Genomic DNA, 26,076 nt, shown 5'->3' on the forward strand with positions numbered 1-26,076 from the left:
TTATTCAACTGTCAATATCTGAACTATACTGGCACTTTCTGATAGTTTGCAAGCTTGTAATTAGCTACTGTGGCTGGTTTTTTAAGCTGGCACAGCTTTGGAGCTTTGTAGTAAAGAGCAAATATTACCACCTCGCTTAAATCACATTATAGATTAGAATTATGAGAACACTGCTACTAATGGCTTTTGTAGCCACGGCTCTTTTCATCCTGGGAGGAAATATTTATACCTATACTTTGGAATCTCAGATAAGTCTCCTGGCAGAACGACAGCAGGTAACAGAAGATAGTATAGCTTATTATAGTTATGAGTATAAGCACTCTACCAGCGGCACACGAAGGCATGTGGGCAAGGCACTTCAGAAAGTTGTAGATCGGTTATCGATACATGAGCAGGTGCACGCTATCAGGCAAAATAAGCTTCAGGAGCTAAGAGAGATGAGGCAGCAGTTTTCAGAGACTTTCTGGTAGGTAGTCTTTTCCGACGTATCAGCTTAGCAATAATGATAGCACCTTACCATTTTTACAATCATATAATCTGCTTGTTACTTGATGATCAATACAGAAAGCAAATTACTTTCAAAGGAGAAGCTGCTAAAGTTACTGGTGCGTCGTAAGCTGCGTGTTCATGTAACAGCATTAAGTTATAATGCAGATGTAATAGTGATTGAAGACAAAAGCAAAAGGTATACTATAAAACACATGAACCCAGACTGCACAGACCATTACCTGATTCCAGTTGCCAGACGAGGAGATTATTATTTGCGGGAGTGGGTTAGCAATACCATCATTATCCGGAGAAGGGAAAACCTTTTAGGCCTGAACCAGATAAGCACGCTAGTAAACCTGCTCTGGAGTATGCTTTAGGCTATACTTTTATACTTTGAAGCATGAAGAGGTTTCTAATTTTGATCCATATTAGCTAAAGGTAGAGTGTCAATAAATGATCAGTATATTAGAATATTGACAGTTAATTAACTGTTTTCCGTTTCATAAAGCCAGTTCTTACAGATGGCACTACCCTTGCAATTCATATTTTATATCTAACAAATAAAAGCATGGCAAAAGTACGCATCAAGATCAAGGTCAGCAGGCCGAAGCGGTAAAGCTGACGCGGTATTGCTGCTTAATACAACTGAGCATTACCAGCTTGCAAAAAAGCAAAGCCGGGAATGGCTTAAGTTTATTTTGTAATTAAGATCATCTTATAAACTATGTGGATAGCATCAAAATTTGGTTTCTTCTCTATTGTAGCAAAAGGAGAGGAGTTTCATGTAAGAGCCAGGGTAAAACAGGACCTGGAGCAGCTTTTAACAGCAACAGAGATAACCGAACCGGTACAGGGCTGGCCGGGGGCAGATTACCGCTACAGAGTTATTGTTGGGCCGAAAGATATTCCGGTTGTATTTCAGAAGCTGGCCGAATCAATTGACTACAGCAACTTTAAAAGTATGATACAGGCTACCCCTTCTCAGCGTGATAAGAAGCAAGCATACAGTAAGATATGGAGCGTAATGTACCAGGGGCAGGAAGACGGAGAAGATGAATTGATGTAGTGTTTTTAAGTAGCCTATCTTAACGGTCTTTCAATAGAGACAACTCAACTTGCGATATATGATAAACCAAGCAGGTGTAAACACACCCCTGTGCCCTCTCTTTAAAGAGGGCTCCTACCCCCAGAGGGGAGTTTTTACTTACTGCTTCTACTTTAATCTTGATATTCTCAGTTCCTCCATTTTGTCATCCTGTAAGGATCTTGGTGGAAGGGAGGTTAAGCGTAAAAACAGGATTTATACTTTTACCAAAGTAATGCAAGAATTCCCCGCCTTAAACAAGTCTGCGATCCCGGACTGGATTCGGGAGAGGGGTTAGGAGTAGTTGGAGCCGGTATTGCCTAAATACTCTACTCTTGTAGACAAGCCAAAACGTGCGTTTTGAGCTAGCGAGCGCAGCTCTTTAGGGGTGGGTTAATCGTAACTTGAGTTAGATACATCCTAACACTTATACTTTCATTAACATCTCTGAAATTACAACATGCAGGAAAACATACTTTACAAACCAACAGCTGCAGATTTTATGGAAATGTGGCGCCACCTGAATTTGATGGCACACGAAAGTGGCATTGTGAAATCGGCGTTAGAACGACATAATTTCAACGGTTCCGACTGGCTTCACTATTACCTGTTCAGAAATAATTTCCATGTCGTAGGGCAATCGTTGCTGGAGTATTGCCTGCAGGAGATGCTCGATATTGCTGCCACAGACCAGTTCTCTGATTTTGATCTGACAGGTTATGCACTTGAGCCGGAAGAGGCGTGCTATCAAGGCGATGGGGCAGCTGTAAGGCAGGCGCTGATGGAAGAGGATGTTTTTCAGCTGCTAAGCTTGTATTCGGTGGCTGAAATAAAACAGAAATTAGCTGCTTTTGTAGCAGCTGTCGGGAGCTTGAAGGTGTTGGTTATACCAGGTGAAGAAACGCAGAGTGCATACGATATGCTGCACCAGATTGAGCGGGTGTTATTTAACTGCAAGCTAGATGGAGAGTACATTGTGCTGATGGGGCGAGTGACACCGCACAGAGAGGTAAGTTGGTTCTATCGCATTTATAGCGAAGAAGGCACAACCGATATGTTGGCAATGCAGCAGTTAGTCTGATAGTGTGTTATTGAACGACAGGAAAGTAGTCCAGGTATGAAGAAGTTTATGATGATACTTTTGGCCGGTATTGCGGTATATGTGCTGGCCATGAAAGGGTATGAGCGGTTTGCACGGGTGTATAACAGCCACATAGTGGCCGAGCGTGAAAGTATAAAGCTGCGCGTACAAAGCATTCGAGACAGTATACCGGCAATGGAAAGCAGGTACAAAGAATTAAAGCGCATACAAGAGCTAAGTTTTACAAGTCCAGTTACCCCGGAACATGTGCGTGGTGAAGAACTCAGGGCTATGATAGAAGGAATGGATGCCAGCGCATTGTGGCTATCCAACAGAAAAAATGAACTGGAGGCCCTTGAAGAGTATATTGCAGAACTAAATGAAAGCCTTATATCTCTGCAGTAAAAGACTACTATGGTGTAGTCTATTTATATTGGTTTCCTGCGGATCAAAAGAGATGTCGGCACAGGAGCGTTTCGACCTGTACCTGCAAACGCTCCAGGGGGATAGTACCGGTTACCGAATAGAGTATGTGACGGCAGAGTCAGTAGACACGCTGTATGGTGTATACAATTTATCGTTGCCTTATATACCACTAAAGGAGAAACTGGATCTTTACGACTCGCTGATCTTAAAGTATATGGCAAAGCGGGACAGTACGTTCAGGCGGAAGTATGTGCCATCTACCGATAAAGAACACTCCACTTACCTTAACTGGAACCGTTTTAATGATAGTGCAAAGTTTTACTTAAGCAGAAGTACAACTCTGCGTCAAAAGATTGAGCAGGAAGCTATCCGGCATAACAAGAAAATCAAAGGCTACATCATCGACTATAGGGTTGACCTGATTGGAGCAACAGACACTATTATAGCTCACCAGTTTGACATCTGGCTGAAGCAGGATTTTCCCATAGACGGTATAAAACATGATCGGGTAAAGGCACATTGAGGTCTAGTGTCACGAATTAACATCCTTGTAAGTATATTCCTGGATTTTAACTTTATATGTAGCTTATGAATCTGGAATTAGATACTTTCCTTTCCGTGGCAAGAAACATCTTGGCTGAGAAAAACATAGAGCTTTCTGAGCTTAAACGCATGTCCAACACGGAAATTTTGGAATTCGGGGCAGACGAATACAACACCACCATCAATGGCAATCTCGATTTTATTGGTGTATTTACAGATTTCGTCATCACCTGTGCGCAAATGCTGAATGCTGATTTAACGGTGGGAGATGTGCTGGCCGAAATGATGAGCCGTAGCGACGAGACTGAAGACAAATTCAACATAGCCTTAACTGTACTTTGCTGCGAAGTGATACTGGAGAAATACCTGTACATTGACTTGGATAGCCTGCTCAAATAGTGGCTCATTAACATTCCTGAAAATTAGATATTATTACTACTTATGAACACCCTTATACTCCACATTCCGCACGCTTCTACTAGTATACCTTTAACAGATGGTTATACTGCGTACTGGCAGACGGTTGAGCGAGAGGTAAATCTACTCACTGACTGGTTTACTGATGAATTGTTTGCACATAAATATGCCATTCGTGTGGTAGCTCCTTTCTCAAGAGTATTTTGTGATGTGGAGCGATTTTCGGATGATGCGGATGAGGTGATGGCTAGGTTTGGAATGGGCATGTTATATGAGAAAACAGATGCAGGGCAGGAGCTTAGGCAGGTAAGCCCAGAGCTGCGAAGCCTTATCAAAAGTGACTACTATGACCCACATCACGCTGCCTTGACCAAGGCTGTGGATGCTGCTTTGGCAGAAAAGGGTGAAGTGCTGATACTGGACTGCCACTCTTACAGGGATACGCCTTTTCAACGTGATCTGATCAAAAAGCAGCCTCGTCCGGATTTTAACATCGGTACAGATGCCTTCCACACAAGCAATGCATTACGTCAATTTTCACTTGAGTTCTTTACATCCAGGAGCTACTCCATCCTTGACAACGATCCCTACGCCGGAGCAATCACACCACTCAAGCACTATGGTAAGGACAAAAGGGTAAAGTCTATTATGCTTGAAATCAACCGAAAGCTGTACATGGAGCAGGAAGGGGCGGAGGTCCCGGTTAGGTCAAGTAGCTTTTATTCAACAAGGCAGGTGGTGCAGGAGTTTATTGACGGACTTTTGCTGTGTGAGTTGCGATAAAATTTTGCGGAAATGGTTTAATATTGAAGTGTAAAACGCAAGAAGTCTGCATTGGTTTGCAGCAGAGTGTAAAATTGCTGTGCTGTTATATTGGTGGTTGCTGGAGAGATAAGCAGACGTCGGAGACGCGGAAGAATCCAAGTGGCCGAGCAGTCCGACTGGGAAGGGAAGGGTTGCTTAACTGTCTGTATGTATAACACAGGCTGCAGTTGCACTATGGGTAGGCGCGCTGCCGCGCTAAAGTCTACGCCGGAATCCGCGAAAAACGGGTGCTCCGGTCTGCTGTTTTATAATTGTTTATGCACGGGTTTGGCAGACGGAAAAATGCGTTAATATCCGGTGTTTTTACGTGCGGAAAACAGTTGATTTATACTTTCTATTGCTGCCTGAATCCGGATTTGATTACGGAACAAAAAGAGCGTGCCGGAAACGCGGGTAACTTAATGTAATGGCCTTTCCGGACGCGGAAAAAGCTCCGCAACCAAACGTGATCCTGCCTGTGATTTCAGCTCCGGAAAAGCAGCGGTTTGGCGCAGCTTTTTTTAGACCGCAAAAACAGTCTGCATCGGCGGCGCTACAGGGTGTTTTCCGTGTGCGGATTTGCCGCTTTTTCCCGTGCTTGTTTCCGGCGTTCTTTTTTGCTGTCTAGGCACATGCTGTCCTTGGTATTTTGCCGTGAAATCAGCCTGTGAAATCTCACGCATCCTGAGGTCGGTTCTAAAGCCTGTTTCCGCCCCTGCGGCGCGGAGCTCCGGAAAACGCTGTTTTTGCCTGTTTTCCGGCTTTAAAAAATGCTGTAACTATCTGGTAGCTCGTGAGTTGCGTCTCTTGCTGGAGTGCGGTTTCAGCGGCTGTTCCAGGAGTCTCGTGCGGAAGGCGGTTTTGCCTGTTCCGCAGCGGATGCTAAATAGTGGTGGTTTCCGTCTCATTTCCGTCCGCGGAAAGCCTATGCTCCGACGGCTGGTTTTCCTGTTTCCTGCACTTGTAAAAGTGGTTGTAACTGCCTGTGCGCACGTTACTTACCTGCCCGCAAAAGTCTCCGCAAAACATGCGGTGGAAGCCCTGTCGCGGCATTCTACTTTTCTTGCCGCAGATGATGCTTTTCCGTCCTGTTTTCCGCCTCCGCAAACCTTGCCGACACTTCTATAATTGCGCTCGCCTGCGCATCATGCGCGCGAGTTCGCGCACGCGAGATCCGTTTTCAGATTTTCATCACTAACTCATTCCCTTACTTAAGCTGCTGTTTTAAGCTCAAGAACCGGATTTGTAAAATATTTTACCCTGGAATAAAACAAATATTGCAAACATGTTGTATAGTTGAAACTAAATATTACCTTTGGGGAATATACAGGAATTGACCATACATGGAACAGGAGACACCACAGCCGGAAACCGGCGCGGAGGACTTTTCGCTGCAGCTTGATTTGCAGGAGATGGACCAGATACCCGAGCTCTACGAGAAGCTGCGCGAGCCGATCTTTACCCTGAAGCAGACTGGGGTGGCCCCCAAGCTTTACGTGGACTGGAAGAAGGCGGGCCTGGCACCCAAAACGGAAGAACAGGCCTGGACCAGGCTCAGCTTTCTGGAGTACCTGTGGCTCAAGATGGCCAAAGAGCTGCGGGAGCTGGGACTGCCGCTAGCGCGGGTTAAAGCCCTGCGCGAGTACCTGATGAACGTACAACAAATACCTGCTGATGCGCTTACGCCAGAGATGATCGCAAAGCTTCGGGAAGAGTTACTGAAAACGATGCCCGCTAAACAAGTTGAAGCGCTGATAGAAGAATACCTCAGCGGGCAGGCGCAGGCCGCACAGGCCAGCTACGGTGTCCGGTTCTCTTTACTCGAAACATTAATCTACTCCGCCTTGTACCGCAAGCAGGAAGCAGGCGTGCTCATCTTCCCGACAGGCGAGCTGGCACCGTGGCTCGACGAGATGCAGGGCATGGGGCCGGAAGGGCAGGTGTTGCTAGGCAGAACGCACGTGTTTTTGTCTATCACCCAGCACCTGGCCGCCTTTATCCTGGACGAGAACAAGGCCGACTACATTCCGCGCCTATCGCTGCTCTCAGAAGAAGAGCTGCAGGTCGTAAGGGCCATTCGCAGCAAAAGCTTCCGGCAGGTGGCCGTCACCTTTGATGAAAAGCGCCAGATCACCCTGCGCACCACAACTGATGGGGTGTTGGACGAGGCTCTGTCGAAAGAGCTGATCGAGACGCTGGCCCTGAAGAATTACCAGTCGGTGGAGCTGGAGAACCGCGGGGGCTCCAGGCTGAAGTTTACTAAAGAGCACCGCCGTCGCATTTAGTAACAGTAACTCCTTACAGTAGCTTACTCTTGCCGGACGCTGATCCGGCAGGAGTCAAGGGCAGCGGTCGCCCCGCGCCCTAACCGTAGAAGCCCGCCCCGGTACCGATCGCCCCGGACCTGTGGCATTGGCAAACACCAAATTGAAGACTATACCTAAAAACCAAAAACAGAAAAACCAAAGACCAAACAAAAAACAGCGTGTAGTAAGACCCGGTAGCATCAATCCAGTTGCTGCCAACGCGCAACCTGAACAAGAACAGCTTAGCGCTTATGATAGCTACTATGAGCAGCTTTCGGAGGAGTTGGAGTCGGTAGAGCGCCACGTGCGCGAGCTACGGAAGACGCCGGGGCTGGAGCACCTGACCCAGGAAGAGGCTCACGCGAAAGTGGACTTTATACTGCGCTTCTCGGCCTGGGCGTTCAACCGGTACCTGCAGGAGCAGCTGGCAGCCACTGTGGCAGGTGAAGCTGAACCAGACCCTGAGTCAGCAAAAGCAGCGAGCGTGCAAAAGCCGAAATCCAAGCGTAACAAAAAAGTAACAGCATCCCTTTCCCTTTAACCTGACAGAACATGAAAAAGCAAACCAACGCAGTTAAGCTTGAAGTAGCCAAGGCTGCACCCAGAAAGAAAAGAGCAGCTAAGCCTGCAGTTGCAACGAAAGCCAAAGCTGCAGCGGCTACGAAGGCGCCGGCGAAAGCAGCTGCAAAGACATCTATGCGTACTGCTGCCAAGAAGCCTGCTGCGCTTCGGGCTGCGACCGGGAAGGGGAGCGGGCTGAGCGTCTTCGCGCGGCCACTGCAGAAGGGCGGCAAGAAGTCCGCGCCGCGCGGCAAGGTGGCCATCATCTACACCCGCGTCTCGACCAAGGAGCAGGCTGAGACCAATCAAAGCCTCTCCACGCAGCTGGTAAAATGCACGGACTACGCCGAGCGCCACGGCTACCAGGTGGTCGGGCAGTTCGGCGGCACCTACGAGAGCGCCAAGTCGGACGAGCGCAAGGAGTTCCAGCGGATGCTCGAGTTCGTGAAGAAAAGCCGCCTGCGCGTGGGCTATATCCTCGTCTACTCCCACGACCGCTTCTCCCGCACGGGCTCCTCAGCGATAGGCATCGTCGACGCGCTGGGCCGCATGGGCATCGCCGTGGTGGCCGTGACCCAGCCGGTGGACACGCAGACGGCCGCTGGCAAGCTGCAGCAGGGGGGGCAGTTCCTCTTCTCGCAGTTCGACAACGACCTGAGAAGGGAGAAATGCATGACCGGCATGGAGGCCCGCATCCGAAGAGGGCAGTGGGTGGGCAGGGTGCCGATGGGCTACGACAAGGTGATCGTGGGCAGGGAGGTGCTGCTCAAGCCTAATAAAACAGGGAAACTTATTCGCTTAGCATTTCAACTTAAAGCAGAGCAGGGGTTATCAAATACAGACATCATCAAGCGCCTGAAAGCACAAGGGTTGATACTCTACAACCAAACCATAACAAAACTCTTTAAAAACCCCTTCTACTGCGGTTTAATAAGCCATGGCTTACTCGAGGATGGGGAAGTCGTGGAAGGCCAGCACGAGCCGCTTATCACGCGCCAGATGTTTCTAAAAGTAAATGGTTTACAGGCGCAGAATGCGCATGGCTACACCCAGGTCAAAGTAGACGAAGAATTGCCCCTGCGTCATCATATCAAGTGTGGTAGCTGTAAGAAGCCTTTAACAGGCTATGAGATGAAGAAAAAGCAGATCCACTACTACAAGTGCAATACTATCGGCTGTAAACTTAACCGCAATGCTGGAAAGCTGCATAACCTGTACGAAGGCTTTTTGTCTGAACTCGAGGTGGATGCCATGTACCTGCCCAAGCTCTCGGAGATCATGGAGGAGACCTACTATAAATTAACCGAAGAAAGCAGAAGTGAAGAAAAACGTTTGCAAACCCAGCACACGGAGCTGAAAAAGAGATTAGATGTAATAGAGCGACGCTATGCCTTTGGTGAAATTGAGAAAGAAATGTTTGTTAAGTACAGCTCAGAGCTAAAAGCAGAGTTGTTGGAAATCGAGCAAAACATGGTAAAGTGCGTGCCAGCCTTATCGAACCCCAAAGAGTTCATCAAAATGGGTTTAGAAAAAGCGGTAACTATCTCACAATCATGGTCTAAGGCAAATGTGCAAGGGCGTAAACAACTGCAAGCGATGATGTTTCCTGAAGGCGTGTATTTTGACCGTGAAATGGAAGGTTATCGAACCCAAAGAGTGAATGGCTTTTTCGCCCTTTCCAGCCAGATACAGCAGTTTTTGGAGCAAAAAGAAAAAGGGAAAAGCGATCAAAATAGTCACTTTTCCCTTTCAGTAGCCCGTAGGGGAATCGAACCCCTGTTACCAGAATGAAAATCTGGCGTCCTAACCCCTAGACGAACGGGCCGTTCTGTCTGATTGTGGTGCAAATATAGCGGGTGTTTTTATACATGCAAATACTAGAACATAATTTTTTTTGAGTGACTGGTTAAAGTGGCTGAGTATCAATTTTAAAATTTTTGATGCAGGAATCGAGCTTGCAAATTTTAACCATAAAAGCCTTCTTGCGTTAGACACTAAACAAAGTATAGCTATCAAATTATGAGCATAAAAGTTAAGTACAACAACATAAAGCAGGAAGCCTTTGAAGAGATGAAAGGAAGGCTTAAGCAAATGGGGCTTACCCTGCAGGGTAACAATGGCAGCTTTAGCGAAAAAGGCGTGTCGGGGAAGTATAACTATAGCCAGGAAGCCGAAACACTGGAGATCGATGACCTGAAAGTGGGGTTCCCGGCGAGCATGATGCTTAGCGCCGATACCTTGCACCAACGCATGACAGAACTTGTGGTGCAGTATGGCGGCACTCCGGCAGCTCAGTAAAGCCTTTGCCGGCTTAGTACCGTATACTTTACTAAATGCAATTTTTTCAGAACCTATAAATTAAAACTATGGACAATACAAACTCTGACAATAAGGAGAAGCAGAACCAGCAAAACAAAGAGAACCAGGGAAATAAGAAAAACGGTGATGAAGGGATCCTGACGCTGTTGCAGCCGCACGACATGTCAAAGACGGTAGAGTCTGCGATGCACGTGATGCAGGGACGCCCTGAAAAGCTTCCGGACCTGATGCATGACCTGGGAAATATAATTCTGAAAGCCGCGCGCCGCATGACCACCACGCAGTTGGTTCTTACTGCGGGGGCCATCACAATTGGGGCTGTGCTGCTTTCCAGCTACATATCCGACGAAGAAGAGTACTCTGTTTCTTAGCGGATAAAGATGCTTTATGATACTAAATGCCTTTGGTGTGCTTGCCAAGGGCATTTTCTTTTACAGGCGATTGATTGTGGTACAGGATTTGATTAGCTTGATCCTATATAGGAGAAACGTATGCTTACTAGCCTCCTGCATGTATAATCTTTATAAAAACAGACCATGAAAAAAACAAAATTGATCAGTTTGCTAGTGTTGGTATTTGCCGTTTTTCAGGTGCAGGCACAGCAACCAAACTTACCTCCACTGGTAAGTGTAACCGGAATTGGGGAGGTACGGGTGCAACCCACCGAAGTGCTGGTAAACCTTGGAGTCGAGACCAGGGAAAAGACACTGGATGCGGCCCGAAAAGACACTGATAAGAAGGCCGCTGCCATTATCAATTACCTTAAGAAGAACGGCGTTGATACCAAAGACATTCAGACTTCTTTTGTAACAGTACAACCCATCTACAACAGAGGTGAATATGGCGTAACGACCCCGGATATGTACATGGCCATCAAAACCATGACCGTAAAAATCAAGAAGCTGGACAAGTATGACGAGATTCTGTCCGGGTTGTATGGTGTAGGAGCTAACCGTGTGGATGGCATACGTTTTCAGGTAGCCGACATGGACAAGTATAAAGCAGAGGCCCGCAAAAAAGCTGTGGCAGATGCTAAGCAGAAAGCAACAGTGCTGACAAATGAGTTAGGAGCAAAGGTAGGCCGTGTTTATGCCATTAACGAGTCTACGTCTGGTGGTGGGCCAAGGCCCATGTATAAGATGGCCATGATGGAATCTGCTGCGGCCGATATGGATGGCGGGCCTTCTATTGCAGGCGGAGAATTGGTGATATCCAGCCATGTAGATGTGAGTTTTATTATTGAGTAAACCGAAAACACGCGAGGCAGGTGAATGTACCTGCCTCGCGTGTTTTTATACTTGCTCTACCTGCTTAAAAGTGTTTTCCTCTGTCAGCAGAAAGCTAAGGGGGTGTTTTGGGTCCTTCAGGATCTCAGCCTCACGTATTCCCCAGGGCTTCAGCATCTCCTCCAACATGTGGGCATAGGCTGTCATTTCCCAGGGGTTAAATATCTCGTTGGTCACATCATCAATCAGCGTGTCCAGCACAAGGTGGTCATCTTCAGGCTTAACCGGACGTATAAAGTACTCTGGTACTACATTGAAAATATAAGCTGCGTAGAACACTCGCGCCTTAAACTCAGCAAGCTGTATCGGGTGCAGTTGGTGGCTCTGGGTAACCTGCGTTAACCTGCCTAAAGCTTTCTCAATGATCCCGTTATCCAACAAAGTGCATACTATGGCCACAGAGCCCAGTTTTATACTAAATACCATGGTTGTAAGCTCATCCTGGTACTCGAATGGCAGCTGATCCTGCTCTGGGTTTACCTCTAGTATGAAAAAGGAGCAAGGCAAAAAATCCGAGAAAACCATCGGTACTCTTAGCGACTGCAAGACCTGGAAGAACGCGCGGAACTTACCCAGCATTCTGGGGTCTTCGCTAACGGCATACTGTGGCATCACCAGCGGGTCCATCTCTTTGATGAGCTCCGTTACCAGCGTGCCATAGTACATTTTACCTATCCACTGGAAAAGTTTCTGACGGTCAAGTGCTTTGATGCCTTCTATGCCATTTGTTGCGGCCTGCTCAACCTCGGCCTCCAGGGGCAAAATGTAATGCGTGTGACAACGGTCGCAGCAGGGTATTGTGAGCTTACTGAAAGTGGTTACACTCTTGTCCAGCAAAAGAAGCTCCTTGTCTTGCAGGCTATACTTGCGCTGAAGCCACTCCCCGAAAACAGGAGTACGATGCTCGGATGTAATGTTAGTGCCGCACAAAAAGCAATTTGTATCGGTAAACTGCATCTTCTCAAACGGGTCGTATAGGGTTAGATCTAGCATATTGTCTTCTGATTTTGCGGTGCAAAGATAAGCATACTCGTTAGCAGTTCCGAGTTGGTGGCAGAATAATCTTTAGTGTAAATGTTATGTTAAGTATAAGAGGTTTGCAAGTATAAGATGGAGGTGAGGCAAGGCAAGGAGATGTGTTCCATACTGCCAGCCCTTACTGTGAGTTCTCAACAGCAAGTAGAATAGCCATTGCCTTTTAAGTGTTGGTGAAAAACACCAACAATGGCGGATAAATCTTTTGACCGGATACTCAAAAAGTGATTACGGATAACGAAACCAAACGCTATGTAGCTGACAAGACGCAAAATATTGCGTCTCTACATTCATCACGATCAACGATTAACGAACAACGAATGAGAGGGGAAAGTATAAAAATTAACAGCAAGCCTGTAAGCCGGGTTCTGTCGCTACGCCCGAAGGCGTGCGTCTTATCATTTATCTAGGCCTGCACTCACGCACAGGCTCCATCGACCTACCCACCGACATCGGACGAGCAGCCCTTAGCCCCACCGAAGCGAGACGCTGCCGGCCTATTTGGTCTTTCAACTCCTAAGGTTTACCCAGCCGGACTGGTCACCCAGCCGCTGGTGCGCTCTTACCGCACCTTTTCACCCTTACCTGATTTGTTAGTCATTACTGGTTGTTTGTTATTGGTAGAAGTTAAAAACTAATAACAAACAACTAACAACCGGTAACCAAAACAGGCGGTTATTTTCTGTGGCACTGGCTGTAGCCTTTCCGTCTCCAGAAAGGCCCCTTCCTGTTAGGAAGTAGGATGCTCTATGTTGCCCGGACTTTCCTCTCCTCCCCGAAGGAAGCAGCGATAAGACGGCTTGCCGTTATTTTTTATACTGCAAAGGTAGTTAATTGTTGATTGTTAAACTGCTTAATTAACTCAAGTTGCGAGCTTCCTATTCAAAAACTGGATTTACCCACCCCTTAGAGCTACGCTCGCTAGCTCAAAACTCTCGTTTTGGCTAGTCCAGAGGAGGGGAGTTTTACTCGTGCATTTGATTCCCCTCTTGAGAGGGGTTAGGGGTGTGTTGCACATACCAGAAAACAAACTGTTGTTGTATCTCACAACTTGAGTTAATTATTGTTTCCGTAACTGCTTAAAGTATAACTCTGAGCAATTAACAATTCAGATTAATCAATAGTGTTTTAACAATCAACAATTTAACAATTATTTCAATCTCACCAACGTGGCGCCGTAGCCGAATTTTTCTTTGCGGGCGTCTTCAAAGTACTTGATGCCAGGCGTGCGGCTCAGCAATTTCTGAATTTCTTTGCGTAGTACGCCGTTGCCGGCACCGTGTATAAAAACGATCTCGTGCATGTTGGTTGCCAGGGCGCGGTCCAGGGCATCCTGAAATCTCTCGAGTTGCAGCTTAAGTATGGCGTTGTTGCTCATCCCACTATGGTCCTCAGTCAGTTTCTCGATGTGCAGGTCCACTTCGTGTTCCGGGGCAACAAGCTTAAAGTTAGGGTGTTGCTCAGTGGCTTCGGCCAGCTGCTCCTTAATTTTGTCAGGGTCTACGGAAACTGGCTTTTGATCCAGGTGAAAAAGATAGGCTTCTTTGTTGATGACCGGTGCCATTTTTTTGCTTTTGTAAAACGAGTTTGCCCTGAATTGTACCCGTTTGGTAACCGGCTCAAAAAGGGTAGGGCTGCCGTTTCGGTGCTGCATAAACTGTATCAAAAGGCCAGGCCATTTCTCAAAGTCTTTCAGGTGATAATGGGAAATAACCCGGGTTGCCTTCGGAGCAAGCTTGTCATTCTGCAGGCCACGGTATTTGCTGTCGCGCTCTTCGCCGGCTGTAAACAACAGGTCATAGTCAGAGTTGTTGATCATGGTTACGGCAAGCAACTCCTCAGACTGGTGCACCAGCGCTAAATAGATGCCCTGGGTAGCCAGAACAGGAGCCATAGGTTCTCTTTTCGTGATCGGCTTGAAGTCTTCTTCCTCTGTTTTCAGGTATTTGGCTTCGTCGGCTGCAATAACCACCACCTCGCGGCGCGCCACCGGTATCGTAAAATCATTATCGATGGCAACCTCTACAATATTGTTATCTAAAATGCGGGTAATAATGCCTTCCTCACGGCCCGACATTAAGCGCACTCTGTCTCCTACGTTCATGTTTTTGTTGTTTAATTTGATTGTTGTTCAGGCTACTTTTGTTTAGCCTCTGCCATTTTAGTGGCATTATACGCCACTGATCGCCCTTTTGGGATGGATAAGGATGTCCAGTCGCCGTTGCGCAGCATTTTGCCAATATAAACAATCTGCCCAATATGGTAGGGGTAATGAGCCAGTTGCCTGTTAATGGCGTCTGTAACAGTGTGCTTCTCCTGGCGTATTGTTACCTCTTTTTCCAGGTCGGCTTCGGTTAACGAGTTTAAAGCATTGAAAAGGCATTCCCATCCTTCGTTCCATTTGGCAAGCAGGGATCCTCTACTGTTGTTTTGGTTTTCAAACTCAGCATCTCTGTTGCGCCATTCCTTTTCACCGTCCGTGGTCAGGAAATCCGTCCACCGCGAAAGCATGTTGCCATGCATGTGCTCTATAATTGTGGCGATGCTGTTGCTCTCTTCGTTCGGCTGCCAGTGCAATTGCTCATCGGTCAGCTGCAGAAATGTTTTGTCGCCCACGGCTTTGTAAGAGCTAAGCTGCTTTATAACGCTGTTTAAATAGGTGTTTTCCATAGTTGTTCTGAATGTTTAGCTACCTGTTTAAAGGTATGAATAATGTTGCCCGCAAAATGGTGAGGTGTAATGTGAGGCTTATACTTCGGAGCGGCCATCAGAAGTATAAAGCATGCCACCTGAACCCATTCTTACGATTATACTCCAAAGCCGGGGCAGGCACTTTGATAATGCTGAGCAAATAAAGCGCAGTGTTCCATACTTTGCTTTCGCCCTTAAAGTGCATCAGGTTCAGGTCAGGGCTCAGGTAGAATTGCCGGTGCGCATCAAACCAGGATGCCTTATTGCCTGTTTCGCTGTTGTAAACGATCTCCTCGGCGCCATAGCCTACTGCTATACTCAACCACTTGGGATACTTTGATTCTTCCTTTAAAAAGTCACCGATATTAACCGATAGCCAATAGGTCTGGCCGTTATAGTCTTTTAAAACTTGCTCACTCAGATTTTTACCCAGCACATTTGGCCGTACGTTAGCATAGCGTGTAGTATGGAAAGAGAACTTGGGCATGATACGGACCTCCTGCCAGGCCAACTCCTGGGCAACCACGGCTGCCGAGCCAACTGTATTGGCAACCAGATCTCCGACAGATGCTCCATAATCGGACTGGTAGCCATCAAAAAGCTCTATCGGGGTTTGGAGCAGCACACCGGTAAGGCCGCCGTAAAGTATAGCTTTTTTCTCGGGAACGCCTGCCCAGCGCAGCAGGTCAATGCCCGCCCGACTCTGGTGGAAAGCACTCCAGAAGTGACCAGCCTTGTCTACCTGTTTCCATTGCTTGTTGTCGTTGAAAAAATGGAAACCGGTGCGCTCCTGCTCTGCATACCAGGCGTTGTTCAGGCCGATAAGCATGGAAGTGTAGCCAGCCGTAAAACCAGTGCCCAACACCAACAAGCGCGTTTTATTAAGCTCCACGCTATCTGGCGCAGCGTTTTGTGCCTTGGCTGTAAAAACAAGGCATTGCAGTAGCAGCAATATGATCTTAAACCGTTTCAGGAGCATTACACCAAAGATAGCGGATTGATTTTAGGGGTGCTATACTAATACTGTCAATTTAGGAATAATGTAAAGCTAAGCAGCACATGCTTAGCTGCGTTACGGAATACGGGGACAAGGATGTCCCCTGGTAGTTTTGCTTTCGGACTGAGAAGTCCGAAAGAGCTTTTGCTTAAGTTGATGGCAATGGGTGCTATACTATGTCAGATATTTCTTCAAGAACAATTGCTTTTGAACAGCTTTTAAACCGTATTACTTACCGGTTGCGGCAATGGATTTCTTAAAAGCGGCTACGGCCCGTTCACGGGCTTTGCTGTGGTCAACCATAGGTTCGGGGTAATCGGAGGTGTCGTATTCAGGTACCCATTTTTTGATGTACTCATAGTCTTTGTCGAATTTCTTTATCTGACTGTCCGGGTTAAACACCCTGAAGTATGGCTGAAGGTCGGCACCGGTTCCTGCCACCCATTGCCAGTTTCCCACGTTGCTGGCCATCTCGTAGTCCAGCAGTTTTTCGGCAAAGTATGCTTCGCCCCAGCGCCAGTCAATCAGCAGGTCTTTTACCAGAAAACTGCCTGTAACCATGCGCACGCGGTTGTGCATAAAGCCTGTCTGGTTTAGTTGCCGCATGCCAGCATCAACCAACGGAAAGCCTGTTTTGCCCGCGCACCATTTCTCAAATTCCTGTTCGTTATTCCGCCATTTTATCTGGCTGAACTTTTGGGAGAAACTATCATCTGCAGACTCCGGAAAGTGATAAAGCAACTGCATGAAGAACTCCCGCCAGATAAGCTCCTCCAGCCATACGTTGTTATACTTTAAACCCAGTTGTACGGCGTGCCGCACACTCTCTGTCCCGAAGCGCAGGTGAGCCCCGATCCTGGAAGTGGCATCCAGGGCTGGCAAGTCTCTGGTTTTGTCGTACTTTTTCAGCGTTTCGGCAGTCAGGTCGGGTTTAGGTACTTTAAGCTCAGACTCGGTAAAGCCCATTTCCTTCAGCGAGATTACCTTGGTTTTTTTATGCGGGTGCAGGTTCTTGAAGTACTTTTTAGCATCGAAAGGCTCCGCCATACTTTTATCGAAAGCCTTAAGCCAGGCGTTTTTGTAAGGGGTATATACTTTGTAAGGCGTTCCACTTTTCGTCAGAATCTCCTCACGCTCAAAGATCACCTGGTCTTTGTAGGTCTTAAATTCGACGTTATGTGTAGCAAGCAGCTTTTTTATCTCTTCGTCGCGTTCCCTGGCGTAAGGCTCGTAGTCGTGGTTAGTATAAACGCCATCCACTTCATACGCTTTTAAGAGTTCTTTAAACACCTCCACTGGTTTGCCATACTTTACCAGCAGCGTACTTCCTTCTTCCTGTAGTTGCTTGTGCAAATCCGAAATGGTTTCATGTATGAATGTTACCCTCGCATCCTGCTTGTCTTCCAGCTTGTCCAAAATTTCTGTGTCGAAGATAAATACAGGCAAAACCTGTTTACCCCTTTTCAGGGCATGGTAAAGACCAGCATTATCGTGCAGGCGCAGGTCACGGCGAAACCAGAATAAGAGCATGTGTTTTTTCGTTGTTAGTTGTTCGTTGATCGTTGTTCGATTTTAAAGACGAGTATTTGTTAATGGTCGTTGGAAAGTAGAGACGCAATACTTTGCGTCTTGCTTGCTACAGGTTAGTAGGTTTAGTTATTGGTTGCTGGTTATTTGTTATTGGAACTGTAGAGAAGTAATATTTTGCGTCTTATTTGCTACAGGGCATATCTATCTGCCAGTACATTACAGCAGCTTAACACTACTCATGCCGCCATCCAGGTGCAGCACTTGTCCTGTCATCCAGCTGGCATCATCGGAGAGCAGGTACAGGGCTGCCTGCGCCATGTCCTGTGGAGTACCCACGCGACCCAGCGGGTGCCTTTTGCCAGCAGCTTCTGCCTTTTCGGGTGTGTTCAGCAGTGAGGCGGCCAGGGGAGTATCCGTCAGGGAAGGGGCTATGGCGTTGAACCTGATGCCTGAGACTGCATACTCTGCGGCAAGCGAAACCGTTAGCCCAAGTATGGCTGCCTTTGCCGTTGCGATGGAAGTATGAAACGGCATGCCCAGTTGTGCCGCTACCGTACTGAACATAACCACACTGGCATCCTCGGCTTTCTTTAACAAAGGCATGACTGCCTTCAGTACCTGCACCGCACCCAGCACATTCAGTTCCAGGTCGTTCCGGAAATCTTCCAGTTGCAAACGCTCAAAGGGCTTCAATTTTATACTTCCGGGGCAATAAACCAGGCCATGCAGCACATCGGGCAATTGTTCGGTAAAGCTATTATCCAATTGCAACACATCCAGGGTAATGTGCTGCAAGTCTGTATCCGTTTCCGGTTTTTTGCGTGATGCCGTAATTATGTTTGCGCCTTTAGCCTGCAGCGCTTTAGCGGTTTCTAACCCAATGCCGGAAGTGCCGCCAACCACAAGTATGTTTTTGTCTTTAAAGCTCATGCTAATTCGTGTAGCTGTGTGTATTCGTGTATGCCTGTTAAACCCTGTCCGCTCATATTTGTTCTGCGACGTGTTAAGGTTTTTATAGGAATGTTGATGCTGGCTAGAGTATAGTAAAATTGCATTATAACCTTCTGAACAAAAATCAGGTATTATTGGGCAACCAGGGAGTACAGTGATTCTCTTTAGCATCCGGTTGGAGCCAGCTTTTTAAATGTCCCTGAAATGCCAATTGTAAAGATCAAAATAAAGCATACCTCACCTCACCTTATATGAAAATTAAGAAAGTACTTGTTGCGAACCGTGGCGAGATAGCCATACGTGTGTTGCGTGCCTGCACCGAGCTTAACATTCAAACTGTTGCCATTTATACTTACGAAGACCGCTATTCGCTGCACCGTTACAAAGCCGACGAAGCCTACCAGATCGGCAAGGACAACCAACCTCTGCAGCCTTACCTGGATATCGACGGAATTATTGCCATTGCCAAGGAAAATGGTGTGGATGCCATTCACCCGGGCTATGGGTTCCTCTCCGAAAACCAGCATTTCTCTCAAAAATGTGCCGACAACGGCATCATCTTTATAGGTCCGAAACCAAAGGTGATGGCCTCGCTGGGGGATAAAATAGCTGCCAAGAAAGTGGCCCAGAGCTGCGATGTGCCAATTATCCAGAGCAACGACCTGGACCTGAACACTTATGACACGGCCCTGGAAGAGGCGCACCGCATAGGCTACCCGCTTATGCTGAAGGCAGCCGCTGGAGGTGGTGGCCGGGGTATGCGCGTTATCCGGGATGACGACCAGTTGGAACGCGGCTTTTTTGAGGCTAAGAACGAGGCCCAGAAAGCCTTCGGCGACGATACAGTTTTCCTGGAGAAGTATGTGGAGAATCCCAAGCACATTGAGGTGCAGGTAGTGGCCGACAACTATGGTAACATCATACACCTTTTCGAGCGCGACTGCTCGGTGCAGCGGCGTTTCCAAAAGGTGGTGGAAGTGGCGCCTGCCATTAGCCTGAACGAGGAAACAAGGCAGAAGCTTTACGACTATGCCATTAAAATCTGTAAAGCAGTAAACTATAACAACGTGGGCACGGTGGAGTTTTTGGTAGAGCCGCACACCGACAACATCTACTTCATTGAGGTTAACCCGCGCATACAGGTAGAGCATACCGTAACGGAGATGATCACGGGCATCGACCTGATTAAGACCCAGATATTAATTGCCGATGGTTATACCCTGGACCATGAAGAAGTGCTTCTGGGGCCACAGCACAATGTGCGCGCCAACGGGGTGGCCATACAGTGCCGTATTACCACCGAAGATCCCGAAAACGATTTTAAACCCGACTATGGCACCGTGATCGCCTACCGCAGCGCAGGCGGTTTCGGTATCCGCCTGGATCAGGGCAGCGTGTACCAGGGGGCCAAGATCAGCCCGTTCTTCGATTCGTTGCTGGTAAAAGTATCTGCACATGCGCCAACGCTGCGCCATGCGGCTACCAAAATGTCGCGTACCCTGGATGAGTTCAGGATCAGGGGGGTAAAGCACAACATCCAGTTTCTGCAGAACATCATCAATCATCCGGAGTTTATTTCTGGAGATTCAACCGTGGATTTTGTGAAGACGCACCCGGAACTATTCGTGTTTAAGCAGATCAAGGACAGGGCTACTAAAATGCTCACTTTCCTGGGCAACGTGATCGTGAATGGTAACCCTATCGTGAAGAAGCAGGACAAAGACAAGGTGTTGCGAAAGCCTGATTTCTTTGGGCAGCGCCTGGGCCAGCCATACGAAAAAGGTACCAAAAACCTACTGACGGAGTTGGGACCGGATGTATTCTCGAAGTGGCTGCGCAACGATCCGCTTATCCATTATACCGATACCACTTTCCGGGATGCCCACCAGTCGTTGCTGGCCACGCGCATGCGCACCTTTGACATGCTGAAGATAGCCGAGGGCTTTGCCAAGGATCATCCGCAGACCTTTAGTATGGAAGTATGGGGCGGTGCCACCTTTGACGTTTGCCTGCGCTTTCTGCACGAAGACCCTTGGGACCGCCTGGCTCAGATCAGGAAAGCGGTGCCGAACATACTTTTGCAGATGCTGATCAGGGGCTCGAACGGGGTAGGTTACAAGGCCTATCCGGATAACCTGATCGAAGCCTTCGTGGAGAAATCATGGGAAACCGGCGTGGATATTTTCCGAATCTTCGACTCCCTGAACTGGCTCAAAAGTATGGAGCCTTGTATTAACTATGTGCGCAAGCGCACGCAGGGTTTGGCCGAGGTATCCATCTGCTATACCGGCGATATCCTGAATCCGCAGAAAACAAAGTATACTTTAGAGTACTACCTACAGCTGGCAAAGCAAATAGAAGATGCCGGCGCGCACATACTTGCCATAAAAGACATGGCCGGCCTGTTGAAACCCTATGCTGCCACCATACTTGTAGAGGCGCTGCGCGATACAGTAAAGCTGCCGATTCACCTGCACACCCACGATACATCTTCTATACAAGCTGCAACTTACCTGAAGGCTATTGAGGCAGGCGTGGATATAGTGGATGTGGCGCTTGGCTCTATGTCCGGGTTAACCTCGCAGCCAAACTTTAACTCCATTGTGGAGATGATGCGCTTCCAGGAACGGCACCGCGAGTTTGACCAGGTAAGCCTGAACAAGCACTCCAACTACTGGGAAACCGTGCGGGAGTACTACTACCCGTTTGAGTCGGGCCTGAAGGCCGGCACTGCCGAAGTATACCACCACGAGATTCCCGGAGGGCAGTACTCCAACCTGCGTCCGCAGGCAAATGCACTTGGGCTTGGCGATAAGTGGGAACTGATAAAGGAAACCTATTCGGAGGTAAACATGATGTTTGGCGATATTGTAAAGGTAACACCAAGCTCGAAAGTGGTAGGGGACATGGCGCTGTACCTGGTATCCAACAACCTGACCACCATTGATGTGCTGGAGCGCGGTGATCAGATCTCTTTCCCGGATTCTGTACAGGCATTCTTCAGAGGTGACCTGGGGCAGCCTGCCGGCGGATTCCCGAAGAAGATACAGGAAATTGTGCTGAAGAATGAGAAGCCGTTCACTGACCGGCCAAACGAGCACCTGGAGCCAGTGGACTTTGACCAGGAGTTTGCCGAATTCCAACAAAAGTTTGGAAAGGAAACCACGATACTCGACTTCCTGTCATATCAACTCTATCCGAAAGTATACGAGGACTACTACAAGCACTATGAGCTGTATGGGGATGTTTCTAAGATACCGACCCGTCTGTTCTTCTATGGCATGCAACCCGGCGAGGAGGCTATCATCGACATTGCCCGTGGTAAATCCATCGTGATCAAGTTTCATTCGGTGGGTCCGGTTGATGAGGACGGCATGCGTACCGTGTTCTTTAAACTGAATGGGCAGACCCGAAACATTGAGGTGCGGGACAGCTCGGTAAAAGTAGAGCGCGTGCAGCACCAGAAAGTAGACAAAGCCAATCCGAAACAGGTGGGTGCGCCGTTGCAGGGCCTGCTGTCGAAGATTCTGGTAGAGAAGGAGCAGCAGGTAAAGAAAAACACGCCACTGTTCATAATCGAGGCCATGAAGATGGAAACCACCATAACTGCGCCGGAAGACACCAAAGTAGGTGCAGTGCATCTTACGGAGGGCTCCCTGGTTAACACCGATGACCTGGTGCTGACCCTGAATTGATAAAGTATAAGCTAAAGTATAAAGCCACAGCTGCAGGTTTGTAGCTGTGGCTTTTTTTGCTCACGAGTTTATTCGCTCTATTGGATTTGCAGTCCGAAAGTATGTTATTATAAGGATTTTTAATCCGATCTTGTATTTTGCTCCTGCTGACCTGCGGTTAAATAGCTAAAAGCCGGATTGCAAATCCTGATAGTAGATGCTTCGGGATTACAAATACCGAAGAGCAACATGTGGCAGCTACATGAAAATCATACTTTAGTACCGTTACTTATCATACTTTATTTTATTCCCGTACCTTTATAAAACCTCAGGCTTATACTTAAACAAGCCTTTAGATTTCTTTCAATTTTAAATTCACTACATGTTTATTGCCCTAAGCACATTTACCATAGCCAACGATATGGCCGCTGAAGTAAGAGAAGCCTTTAAGAACAGGCCACACATGGTTGATAAAGAAGCGGGCTTTCTTAAACTGGAGGTAATGTACCCGCAGGAGAACGAGAACGAGATCTGGCTGATGACCTACTGGACCGATGAGGAAAGCTACAAAGTATGGTTTGCCAACCACTACAAAGACTCCCACCACGGCATCCCGAAAGGATTAAAGCTGGTGCCTGGCAGCACCAAGATCAGGTTTCTGGAGCACGTTTGCGGATAAGTATAAAGTATAAGAGCAGCCCTAAACAAGCTGCTCTTATACTTTATACTGCTTCGCAGGGACAGGTCGTGACCCAATGCCATCAATTTAAGGATTTAGTGAAGCTGATTCGGACATCCTTGTCCGCGTTGCGGAATACGGGGACAAGGATGTCCCCTGGCAGTTTACTTTCGGACAAAGAAGTCCGAAAGAGCGACTCCCGTAAGTTGGCGGCATTGGGTCGCGACCTGTCCCTACGAGAAATTCGCTGTATATCAAAGCATTTTATACTTGATGGTGCAATCAATAACTCCAAACCTTTACCTTACGGTAATCCTGAAAATATTTTAGATCCCGTAAATCCTGATTCAGACAAACAAAAAATACTTACAGCAGTTTTATAAGTAGGGTTTGGAAATATGCTGCATGCATACTATTTTTGGAGTAAGCAGTTCGGGGAATACTAGTCATCCTCGTAATCCAGGCCCATCATTTTATTGTAGGCTTGCTGCAATTCTGAGAAAGCGTGCAGGTTGCCTTCCCGGCGACTGATCAGCATTCCTTTCTTATAAATTCGTTCAGCTACATCGTTATTGCCAAACTCTTCGTATAGTTTGGCTGCGTGGTAATACGTACCTACGTAGTTCTCATGTTCGGCTAGCAGTTTTTCATAGTATTCCATGGCCTTCTGCTTGTCCAGGTTGCGGTATTCGGTGGCGATGGCATACAGTGTAAAGGCATCGTTCGGGTCCTCTTCCAGGAATTTGAAAAGTTGTTCTAATCTATTTTGAGACATTTCGATTTGGCTATATTTTAACTAACTTCGCACAAATTTAACTTTTAATAAGCTAACATTTCGCATATGAAAATATTAGTTTGCATCAGTAACGTTCCCGATACTACTTCGAAGATCAACTTCACGGGAGATAACAAAGAGTTCGACAAGAACGGCGTTCAGTATGTTATCAACCCATGGGATGAGTACGCACTGACCAGGGCCATAGAGCTGAAAGAGGCTAAAGGCGGTTCGGTTACAGTGCTGAACGTAGGAGAGGCCGATACTGAGCCGAACATCCGCAAAGCGCTTGCCATTGGTGCAGATGATGCCATCCGTGTAAACGCATTCCCTAAAGATGCTTTCTTCGTGGCACAGCAGATCGCTGCCGTTGCCAAGGAAAATAACTACGACATGATCCTGATGGGCAAAGAGTCTATCGATTATAACGGCTTCCAGGTGCATAACATGGTGGGCGAGATGCTGGGCATTCCGTCTGTTACGCCTGCCTTTAAGCTGGATATGGTTGACGACAGCACGGCGCGTTTGGAGCGTGAGATCGAGGGTGGTAAAGAAGTGGTGGAGGTGAAGCTGCCATTCGTGGCCAGCGCACAGCAGCCAATGTCTGAGCCAAGAATCCCGAACATGCGTGGTATCATGACTGCCCGTACAAAGCCACTTACAGTTAAAGAGCCGGTTGGCGCTGAAGTAAAGGCCGAGTACGTGGGCTACAGCAAGCCTGAGAAAAAAGGCGGCGTTAAAATGATTGAGCCTGAGAACGCAGGAGAACTGATTACATTATTGAGAAACGAAGCTAAAGTACTATAACCATGTCTGTATTAGTATTTGTAGAAGGTCTTAACGGAGAGATCAAAAAATCCTCGCTGGAGGCAGCCTCTTATGGCAGCCAGGTTGCACAGCAAATGGGCACAACTGCCACTGCTGTTGCTATTGGCGAGGTACACGAAGATGCACTTGTTAAACTGGGTGAGCAGGGGATCAGCAAAGTATTATACGATGCAGACGATCGTTTAAAGCAGTTTGTGGCAGATGCCTATGTAAAAGTGATCGCGAAAGCGGCGCAGCAGGAGAGCGCTAAAGTGCTTGTGTTTGCCAACACAAACATTGGTGCTGCGGTTGGCTCTAAGCTGGCTGTTCGCCTGAACGGATCGCTAGCCACTAACGTAACCACGCTTCCTAACACGGATGGTGGCTCGTTTGTTGTAACGCGTGGCGTTTTCTCTGGTAAAGCTTTCGCCGATGTGAACCTTACATCTGATGTAAAGATCATCGCTGTTAAGAAAAACTCTTTTGAGGTCACGCATAACAACGGTGCAACTGCCACAGTAGAGAAATTGTCTGCCGACCTGTCGGATGCTGATTTTGCCGCTGCTCCTAAAGAGACTGTGATGCAGGACACTGACGGTGGCGTGCTGCTACCAGAGGCGGAGATCGTGGTATCTGGTGGCCGTGGCTTGAAAGGCCCTGAGAACTGGCACCTAGTAGAGGATCTGGCAAAGGCGCTTGGCGCTGCTACAGCCTGCTCTAAGCCTGTGTCTGACCTTGACTGGAGACCTCACCATGAGCACGTTGGCCAGACAGGTATAACTGTTAGCCCGAATTTGTATATTGCCATCGGTATTTCCGGCGCAATTCAGCACCTGGCAGGGGTTAACTCTTCTAAAGTGATTGTCGTTATTAATAAGGATCCGGAAGCACCGTTCTTTAAAGCTGCCGATTACGGCATAGTAGGTGACGCTTTCGAGGTTGTTCCTAAATTAATTGAAGCTGCGAAAGCTTTAGACAAATAGACTTAGAAGATACTGTGAAGAAAATTCAGTTAGAGATACTCGGGCTTTCATCAAGCCAGTCGCAGACAGGTTCGTTTGCTCTGGTGCTGGGTGAGAGAGACGGAAACAGAAGGCTGCCGATCATCATTGGGATGTTTGAAGCACAGTCCATTGCCATACAGATAGAGAAGATCAACCCAAACAGGCCACTTACACACGACTTGTTCAAGTCGTTTGCTGAGCAGCTCGATGTGCGGGTAACAGAGATCCTGATATCAGACCTGAAGGAGGGGGTTTTCTACTCCAAGATCATGTGCACCAATGGTACAAGTGAGTTTGAACTGGATGCACGCCCTTCTGATGCCATAGCGATAGGTCTGCGTTTTGGGGTACCGATCTATACAGTGGAAAGCGTGCTTTCTGAGGCAGGTATCATACTTAGCGACCTGGAGGACGAAGAAGAGGAAGAAAGCGAAGAAATGGCTGTGAAGAGCAGTTCGCCTTCGGCATCCTCGTCAACCTCAAAAGAATCGCTGAGCCAAACTTCTGTGGATGAGCTTAATAAGATGCTGAACGATGCTCTTGAAAAAGAGGATTACGAAAAAGCAGCTAAAATCCGCGACGAGCTGAATAAGCGTAACTGATTTTAACAATATCTG

At 47.6% G+C, this 26,076-nt stretch carries 27 protein-coding genes, 1 tRNA gene and 1 other RNA gene; 20 read left to right on the forward strand and 9 right to left on the reverse strand.

The annotated features are described in order from the left end of the window. Positions 1 to 161: 161 nt before the first annotated feature. The 12 genes from AC4BAP_RS06765 to AC4BAP_RS06820 all read left to right on the forward strand — a co-directional run bounded on the left by AC4BAP_RS06765 (position 162) and on the right by AC4BAP_RS06820 (position 9,502). Positions 162 to 470, forward strand: a complete 309-nt coding sequence (locus AC4BAP_RS06765; RefSeq protein ID WP_490581864.1) for a hypothetical protein — start codon at positions 162 to 164, stop codon at positions 468 to 470. Positions 471 to 551: 81 nt separating this feature from the next. Further along, complete coding sequence (locus AC4BAP_RS06770; RefSeq protein WP_490581865.1) at positions 552 to 866, forward strand: hypothetical protein; 315 nt, start codon at positions 552 to 554, stop codon at positions 864 to 866. 347 nt (positions 867 to 1,213) lie between these two features. Continuing rightward, positions 1,214 to 1,555 (forward strand): hypothetical protein, encoded by a 342-nt coding sequence (locus AC4BAP_RS06775; RefSeq protein ID WP_490581866.1) that lies wholly within the window; start codon positions 1,214 to 1,216, stop codon positions 1,553 to 1,555. A 478-nt stretch (positions 1,556 to 2,033) separates the two neighbouring features. After that, the gene (locus AC4BAP_RS06780) at positions 2,034 to 2,654 is read left to right on the forward strand and encodes a hypothetical protein (RefSeq protein ID WP_490581867.1); all 621 of its coding nucleotides are present in this window, start codon (positions 2,034 to 2,036) and stop codon (positions 2,652 to 2,654) included. A 36-nt stretch (positions 2,655 to 2,690) separates the two neighbouring features. Further along, positions 2,691 to 3,059 carry a hypothetical protein gene (locus AC4BAP_RS06785; protein ID WP_490581868.1) on the forward strand — a complete coding sequence of 123 codons (369 nt, stop codon included), beginning with the start codon at positions 2,691 to 2,693 and terminating at the stop codon, positions 3,057 to 3,059. Positions 3,060 to 3,111: 52 nt separating this feature from the next. Then, complete coding sequence (locus tag AC4BAP_RS06790) at positions 3,112 to 3,603, forward strand: hypothetical protein (protein WP_490581869.1); 492 nt, start codon at positions 3,112 to 3,114, stop codon at positions 3,601 to 3,603. Between the two features lie 65 nt (positions 3,604 to 3,668). Further along, positions 3,669 to 4,022, forward strand: a complete 354-nt coding sequence (locus tag AC4BAP_RS06795; RefSeq protein WP_490581870.1) for a hypothetical protein — start codon at positions 3,669 to 3,671, stop codon at positions 4,020 to 4,022. Positions 4,023 to 4,064: 42 nt separating this feature from the next. After that, positions 4,065 to 4,823: an N-formylglutamate amidohydrolase gene (locus tag AC4BAP_RS06800; protein WP_490581871.1), complete on the forward strand. Its 759-nt coding sequence runs from the start codon at positions 4,065 to 4,067 to the stop codon at positions 4,821 to 4,823. Between the two features lie 448 nt (positions 4,824 to 5,271). Continuing rightward, positions 5,272 to 5,472 carry a hypothetical protein gene (locus tag AC4BAP_RS06805; protein WP_490581872.1) on the forward strand — a complete coding sequence of 67 codons (201 nt, stop codon included), beginning with the start codon at positions 5,272 to 5,274 and terminating at the stop codon, positions 5,470 to 5,472. 715 nt (positions 5,473 to 6,187) lie between these two features. After that, positions 6,188 to 7,129: a hypothetical protein gene (locus AC4BAP_RS06810; RefSeq protein ID WP_490581873.1), complete on the forward strand. Its 942-nt coding sequence runs from the start codon at positions 6,188 to 6,190 to the stop codon at positions 7,127 to 7,129. A gap of 142 nt (positions 7,130 to 7,271) precedes the next feature. Beyond that, positions 7,272 to 7,691 (forward strand): hypothetical protein, encoded by a 420-nt coding sequence (locus tag AC4BAP_RS06815; protein WP_490581874.1) that lies wholly within the window; start codon positions 7,272 to 7,274, stop codon positions 7,689 to 7,691. A gap of 155 nt (positions 7,692 to 7,846) precedes the next feature. Then, a complete protein-coding gene (locus tag AC4BAP_RS06820) occupies positions 7,847 to 9,502 on the forward strand; it encodes a recombinase family protein (RefSeq protein ID WP_490581990.1) in 1,656 nt (551 codons plus the stop codon). Here AC4BAP_RS06820 and AC4BAP_RS06825 read toward each other — a convergent pair. After that, positions 9,465 to 9,536 (reverse strand) — tRNA-Glu (locus AC4BAP_RS06825). The genes AC4BAP_RS06820 and AC4BAP_RS06825 overlap by 38 nt on opposite strands. Before the next feature lie 194 nt (positions 9,537 to 9,730). On the opposite strand from AC4BAP_RS06825, the gene AC4BAP_RS06830 reads away from it, so the two are divergent. The 3 genes from AC4BAP_RS06830 to AC4BAP_RS06840 all read left to right on the forward strand — a co-directional run bounded on the left by AC4BAP_RS06830 (position 9,731) and on the right by AC4BAP_RS06840 (position 11,277). Then, positions 9,731 to 10,009, forward strand: coding sequence for a hypothetical protein (locus tag AC4BAP_RS06830; RefSeq protein WP_490581875.1), 279 nt, complete (start codon positions 9,731 to 9,733; stop codon positions 10,007 to 10,009). A gap of 68 nt (positions 10,010 to 10,077) precedes the next feature. Further along, positions 10,078 to 10,401, forward strand: a complete 324-nt coding sequence (locus AC4BAP_RS06835; RefSeq protein ID WP_490581876.1) for a hypothetical protein — start codon at positions 10,078 to 10,080, stop codon at positions 10,399 to 10,401. A gap of 165 nt (positions 10,402 to 10,566) precedes the next feature. Beyond that, positions 10,567 to 11,277: an SIMPL domain-containing protein gene (locus AC4BAP_RS06840; protein WP_490581877.1), complete on the forward strand. Its 711-nt coding sequence runs from the start codon at positions 10,567 to 10,569 to the stop codon at positions 11,275 to 11,277. A gap of 45 nt (positions 11,278 to 11,322) precedes the next feature. On the opposite strand, the gene AC4BAP_RS06845 is transcribed toward AC4BAP_RS06840, so the two are convergent. From AC4BAP_RS06845 to AC4BAP_RS06875, 7 genes are all read right to left on the reverse strand, one after another. Then, positions 11,323 to 12,309, reverse strand: coding sequence for a hypothetical protein (locus tag AC4BAP_RS06845; RefSeq protein WP_490581878.1), 987 nt, complete (start codon positions 12,307 to 12,309; stop codon positions 11,323 to 11,325). Positions 12,310 to 12,692: 383 nt separating this feature from the next. Next, an RNA gene (rnpB, locus tag AC4BAP_RS06850) (RNase P RNA component class A) lies at positions 12,693 to 13,158 on the reverse strand. Between the two features lie 343 nt (positions 13,159 to 13,501). Next, the gene (locus tag AC4BAP_RS06855; protein WP_490581879.1) at positions 13,502 to 14,455 is read right to left on the reverse strand and encodes a Smr/MutS family protein; all 954 of its coding nucleotides are present in this window, start codon (positions 14,453 to 14,455) and stop codon (positions 13,502 to 13,504) included. A 32-nt stretch (positions 14,456 to 14,487) separates the two neighbouring features. Then, the gene (locus tag AC4BAP_RS06860) at positions 14,488 to 15,021 is read right to left on the reverse strand and encodes a DUF1572 domain-containing protein (protein WP_490581880.1); all 534 of its coding nucleotides are present in this window, start codon (positions 15,019 to 15,021) and stop codon (positions 14,488 to 14,490) included. A 97-nt stretch (positions 15,022 to 15,118) separates the two neighbouring features. Beyond that, a complete protein-coding gene (locus AC4BAP_RS06865; protein ID WP_490581881.1) occupies positions 15,119 to 16,021 on the reverse strand; it encodes a DUF2279 domain-containing protein in 903 nt (300 codons plus the stop codon). Positions 16,022 to 16,267: 246 nt separating this feature from the next. Then, positions 16,268 to 17,569 (reverse strand): cryptochrome/photolyase family protein, encoded by a 1,302-nt coding sequence (locus AC4BAP_RS06870; RefSeq protein WP_490581882.1) that lies wholly within the window; start codon positions 17,567 to 17,569, stop codon positions 16,268 to 16,270. 216 nt (positions 17,570 to 17,785) lie between these two features. Next, a complete protein-coding gene (locus AC4BAP_RS06875) occupies positions 17,786 to 18,499 on the reverse strand; it encodes an SDR family NAD(P)-dependent oxidoreductase (RefSeq protein ID WP_490581883.1) in 714 nt (237 codons plus the stop codon). 272 nt (positions 18,500 to 18,771) lie between these two features. On the opposite strand from AC4BAP_RS06875, the gene AC4BAP_RS06880 reads away from it, so the two are divergent. Both AC4BAP_RS06880 and AC4BAP_RS06885 read left to right on the forward strand, forming a co-directional pair. Further along, on the forward strand, positions 18,772 to 22,215 hold the full coding sequence (locus tag AC4BAP_RS06880) for a pyruvate carboxylase (protein WP_490581884.1): 3,444 nt from the start codon (positions 18,772 to 18,774) through the stop codon (positions 22,213 to 22,215). A gap of 361 nt (positions 22,216 to 22,576) precedes the next feature. Beyond that, complete coding sequence (locus AC4BAP_RS06885) at positions 22,577 to 22,873, forward strand: antibiotic biosynthesis monooxygenase family protein (protein ID WP_490581885.1); 297 nt, start codon at positions 22,577 to 22,579, stop codon at positions 22,871 to 22,873. Between the two features lie 442 nt (positions 22,874 to 23,315). On the opposite strand, the gene AC4BAP_RS06890 is transcribed toward AC4BAP_RS06885, so the two are convergent. Continuing rightward, a complete protein-coding gene (locus AC4BAP_RS06890; protein WP_490581886.1) occupies positions 23,316 to 23,648 on the reverse strand; it encodes a tetratricopeptide repeat protein in 333 nt (110 codons plus the stop codon). Positions 23,649 to 23,714: 66 nt separating this feature from the next. On the opposite strand from AC4BAP_RS06890, the gene AC4BAP_RS06895 reads away from it, so the two are divergent. Genes AC4BAP_RS06895 through AC4BAP_RS06905 form a run of 3 tightly spaced genes read left to right on the forward strand, consistent with a single transcriptional unit; the run spans position 23,715 to position 26,061 of the window. Next, entirely contained in the window at positions 23,715 to 24,455 is a 741-nt protein-coding gene (locus AC4BAP_RS06895; RefSeq protein ID WP_490581887.1) for an electron transfer flavoprotein subunit beta/FixA family protein, read from the forward strand. 2 nt (positions 24,456 to 24,457) lie between these two features. After that, positions 24,458 to 25,438 (forward strand): electron transfer flavoprotein subunit alpha/FixB family protein, encoded by a 981-nt coding sequence (locus AC4BAP_RS06900; RefSeq protein WP_490581888.1) that lies wholly within the window; start codon positions 24,458 to 24,460, stop codon positions 25,436 to 25,438. A gap of 14 nt (positions 25,439 to 25,452) precedes the next feature. After that, a complete protein-coding gene (locus tag AC4BAP_RS06905) occupies positions 25,453 to 26,061 on the forward strand; it encodes a bifunctional nuclease family protein (RefSeq protein WP_490581889.1) in 609 nt (202 codons plus the stop codon). The last annotated feature ends 15 nt before the right edge of the window (positions 26,062 to 26,076 follow it).

The sequence above is a fragment of the Pontibacter sp. GD7 genome, assembly GCF_058216375.1.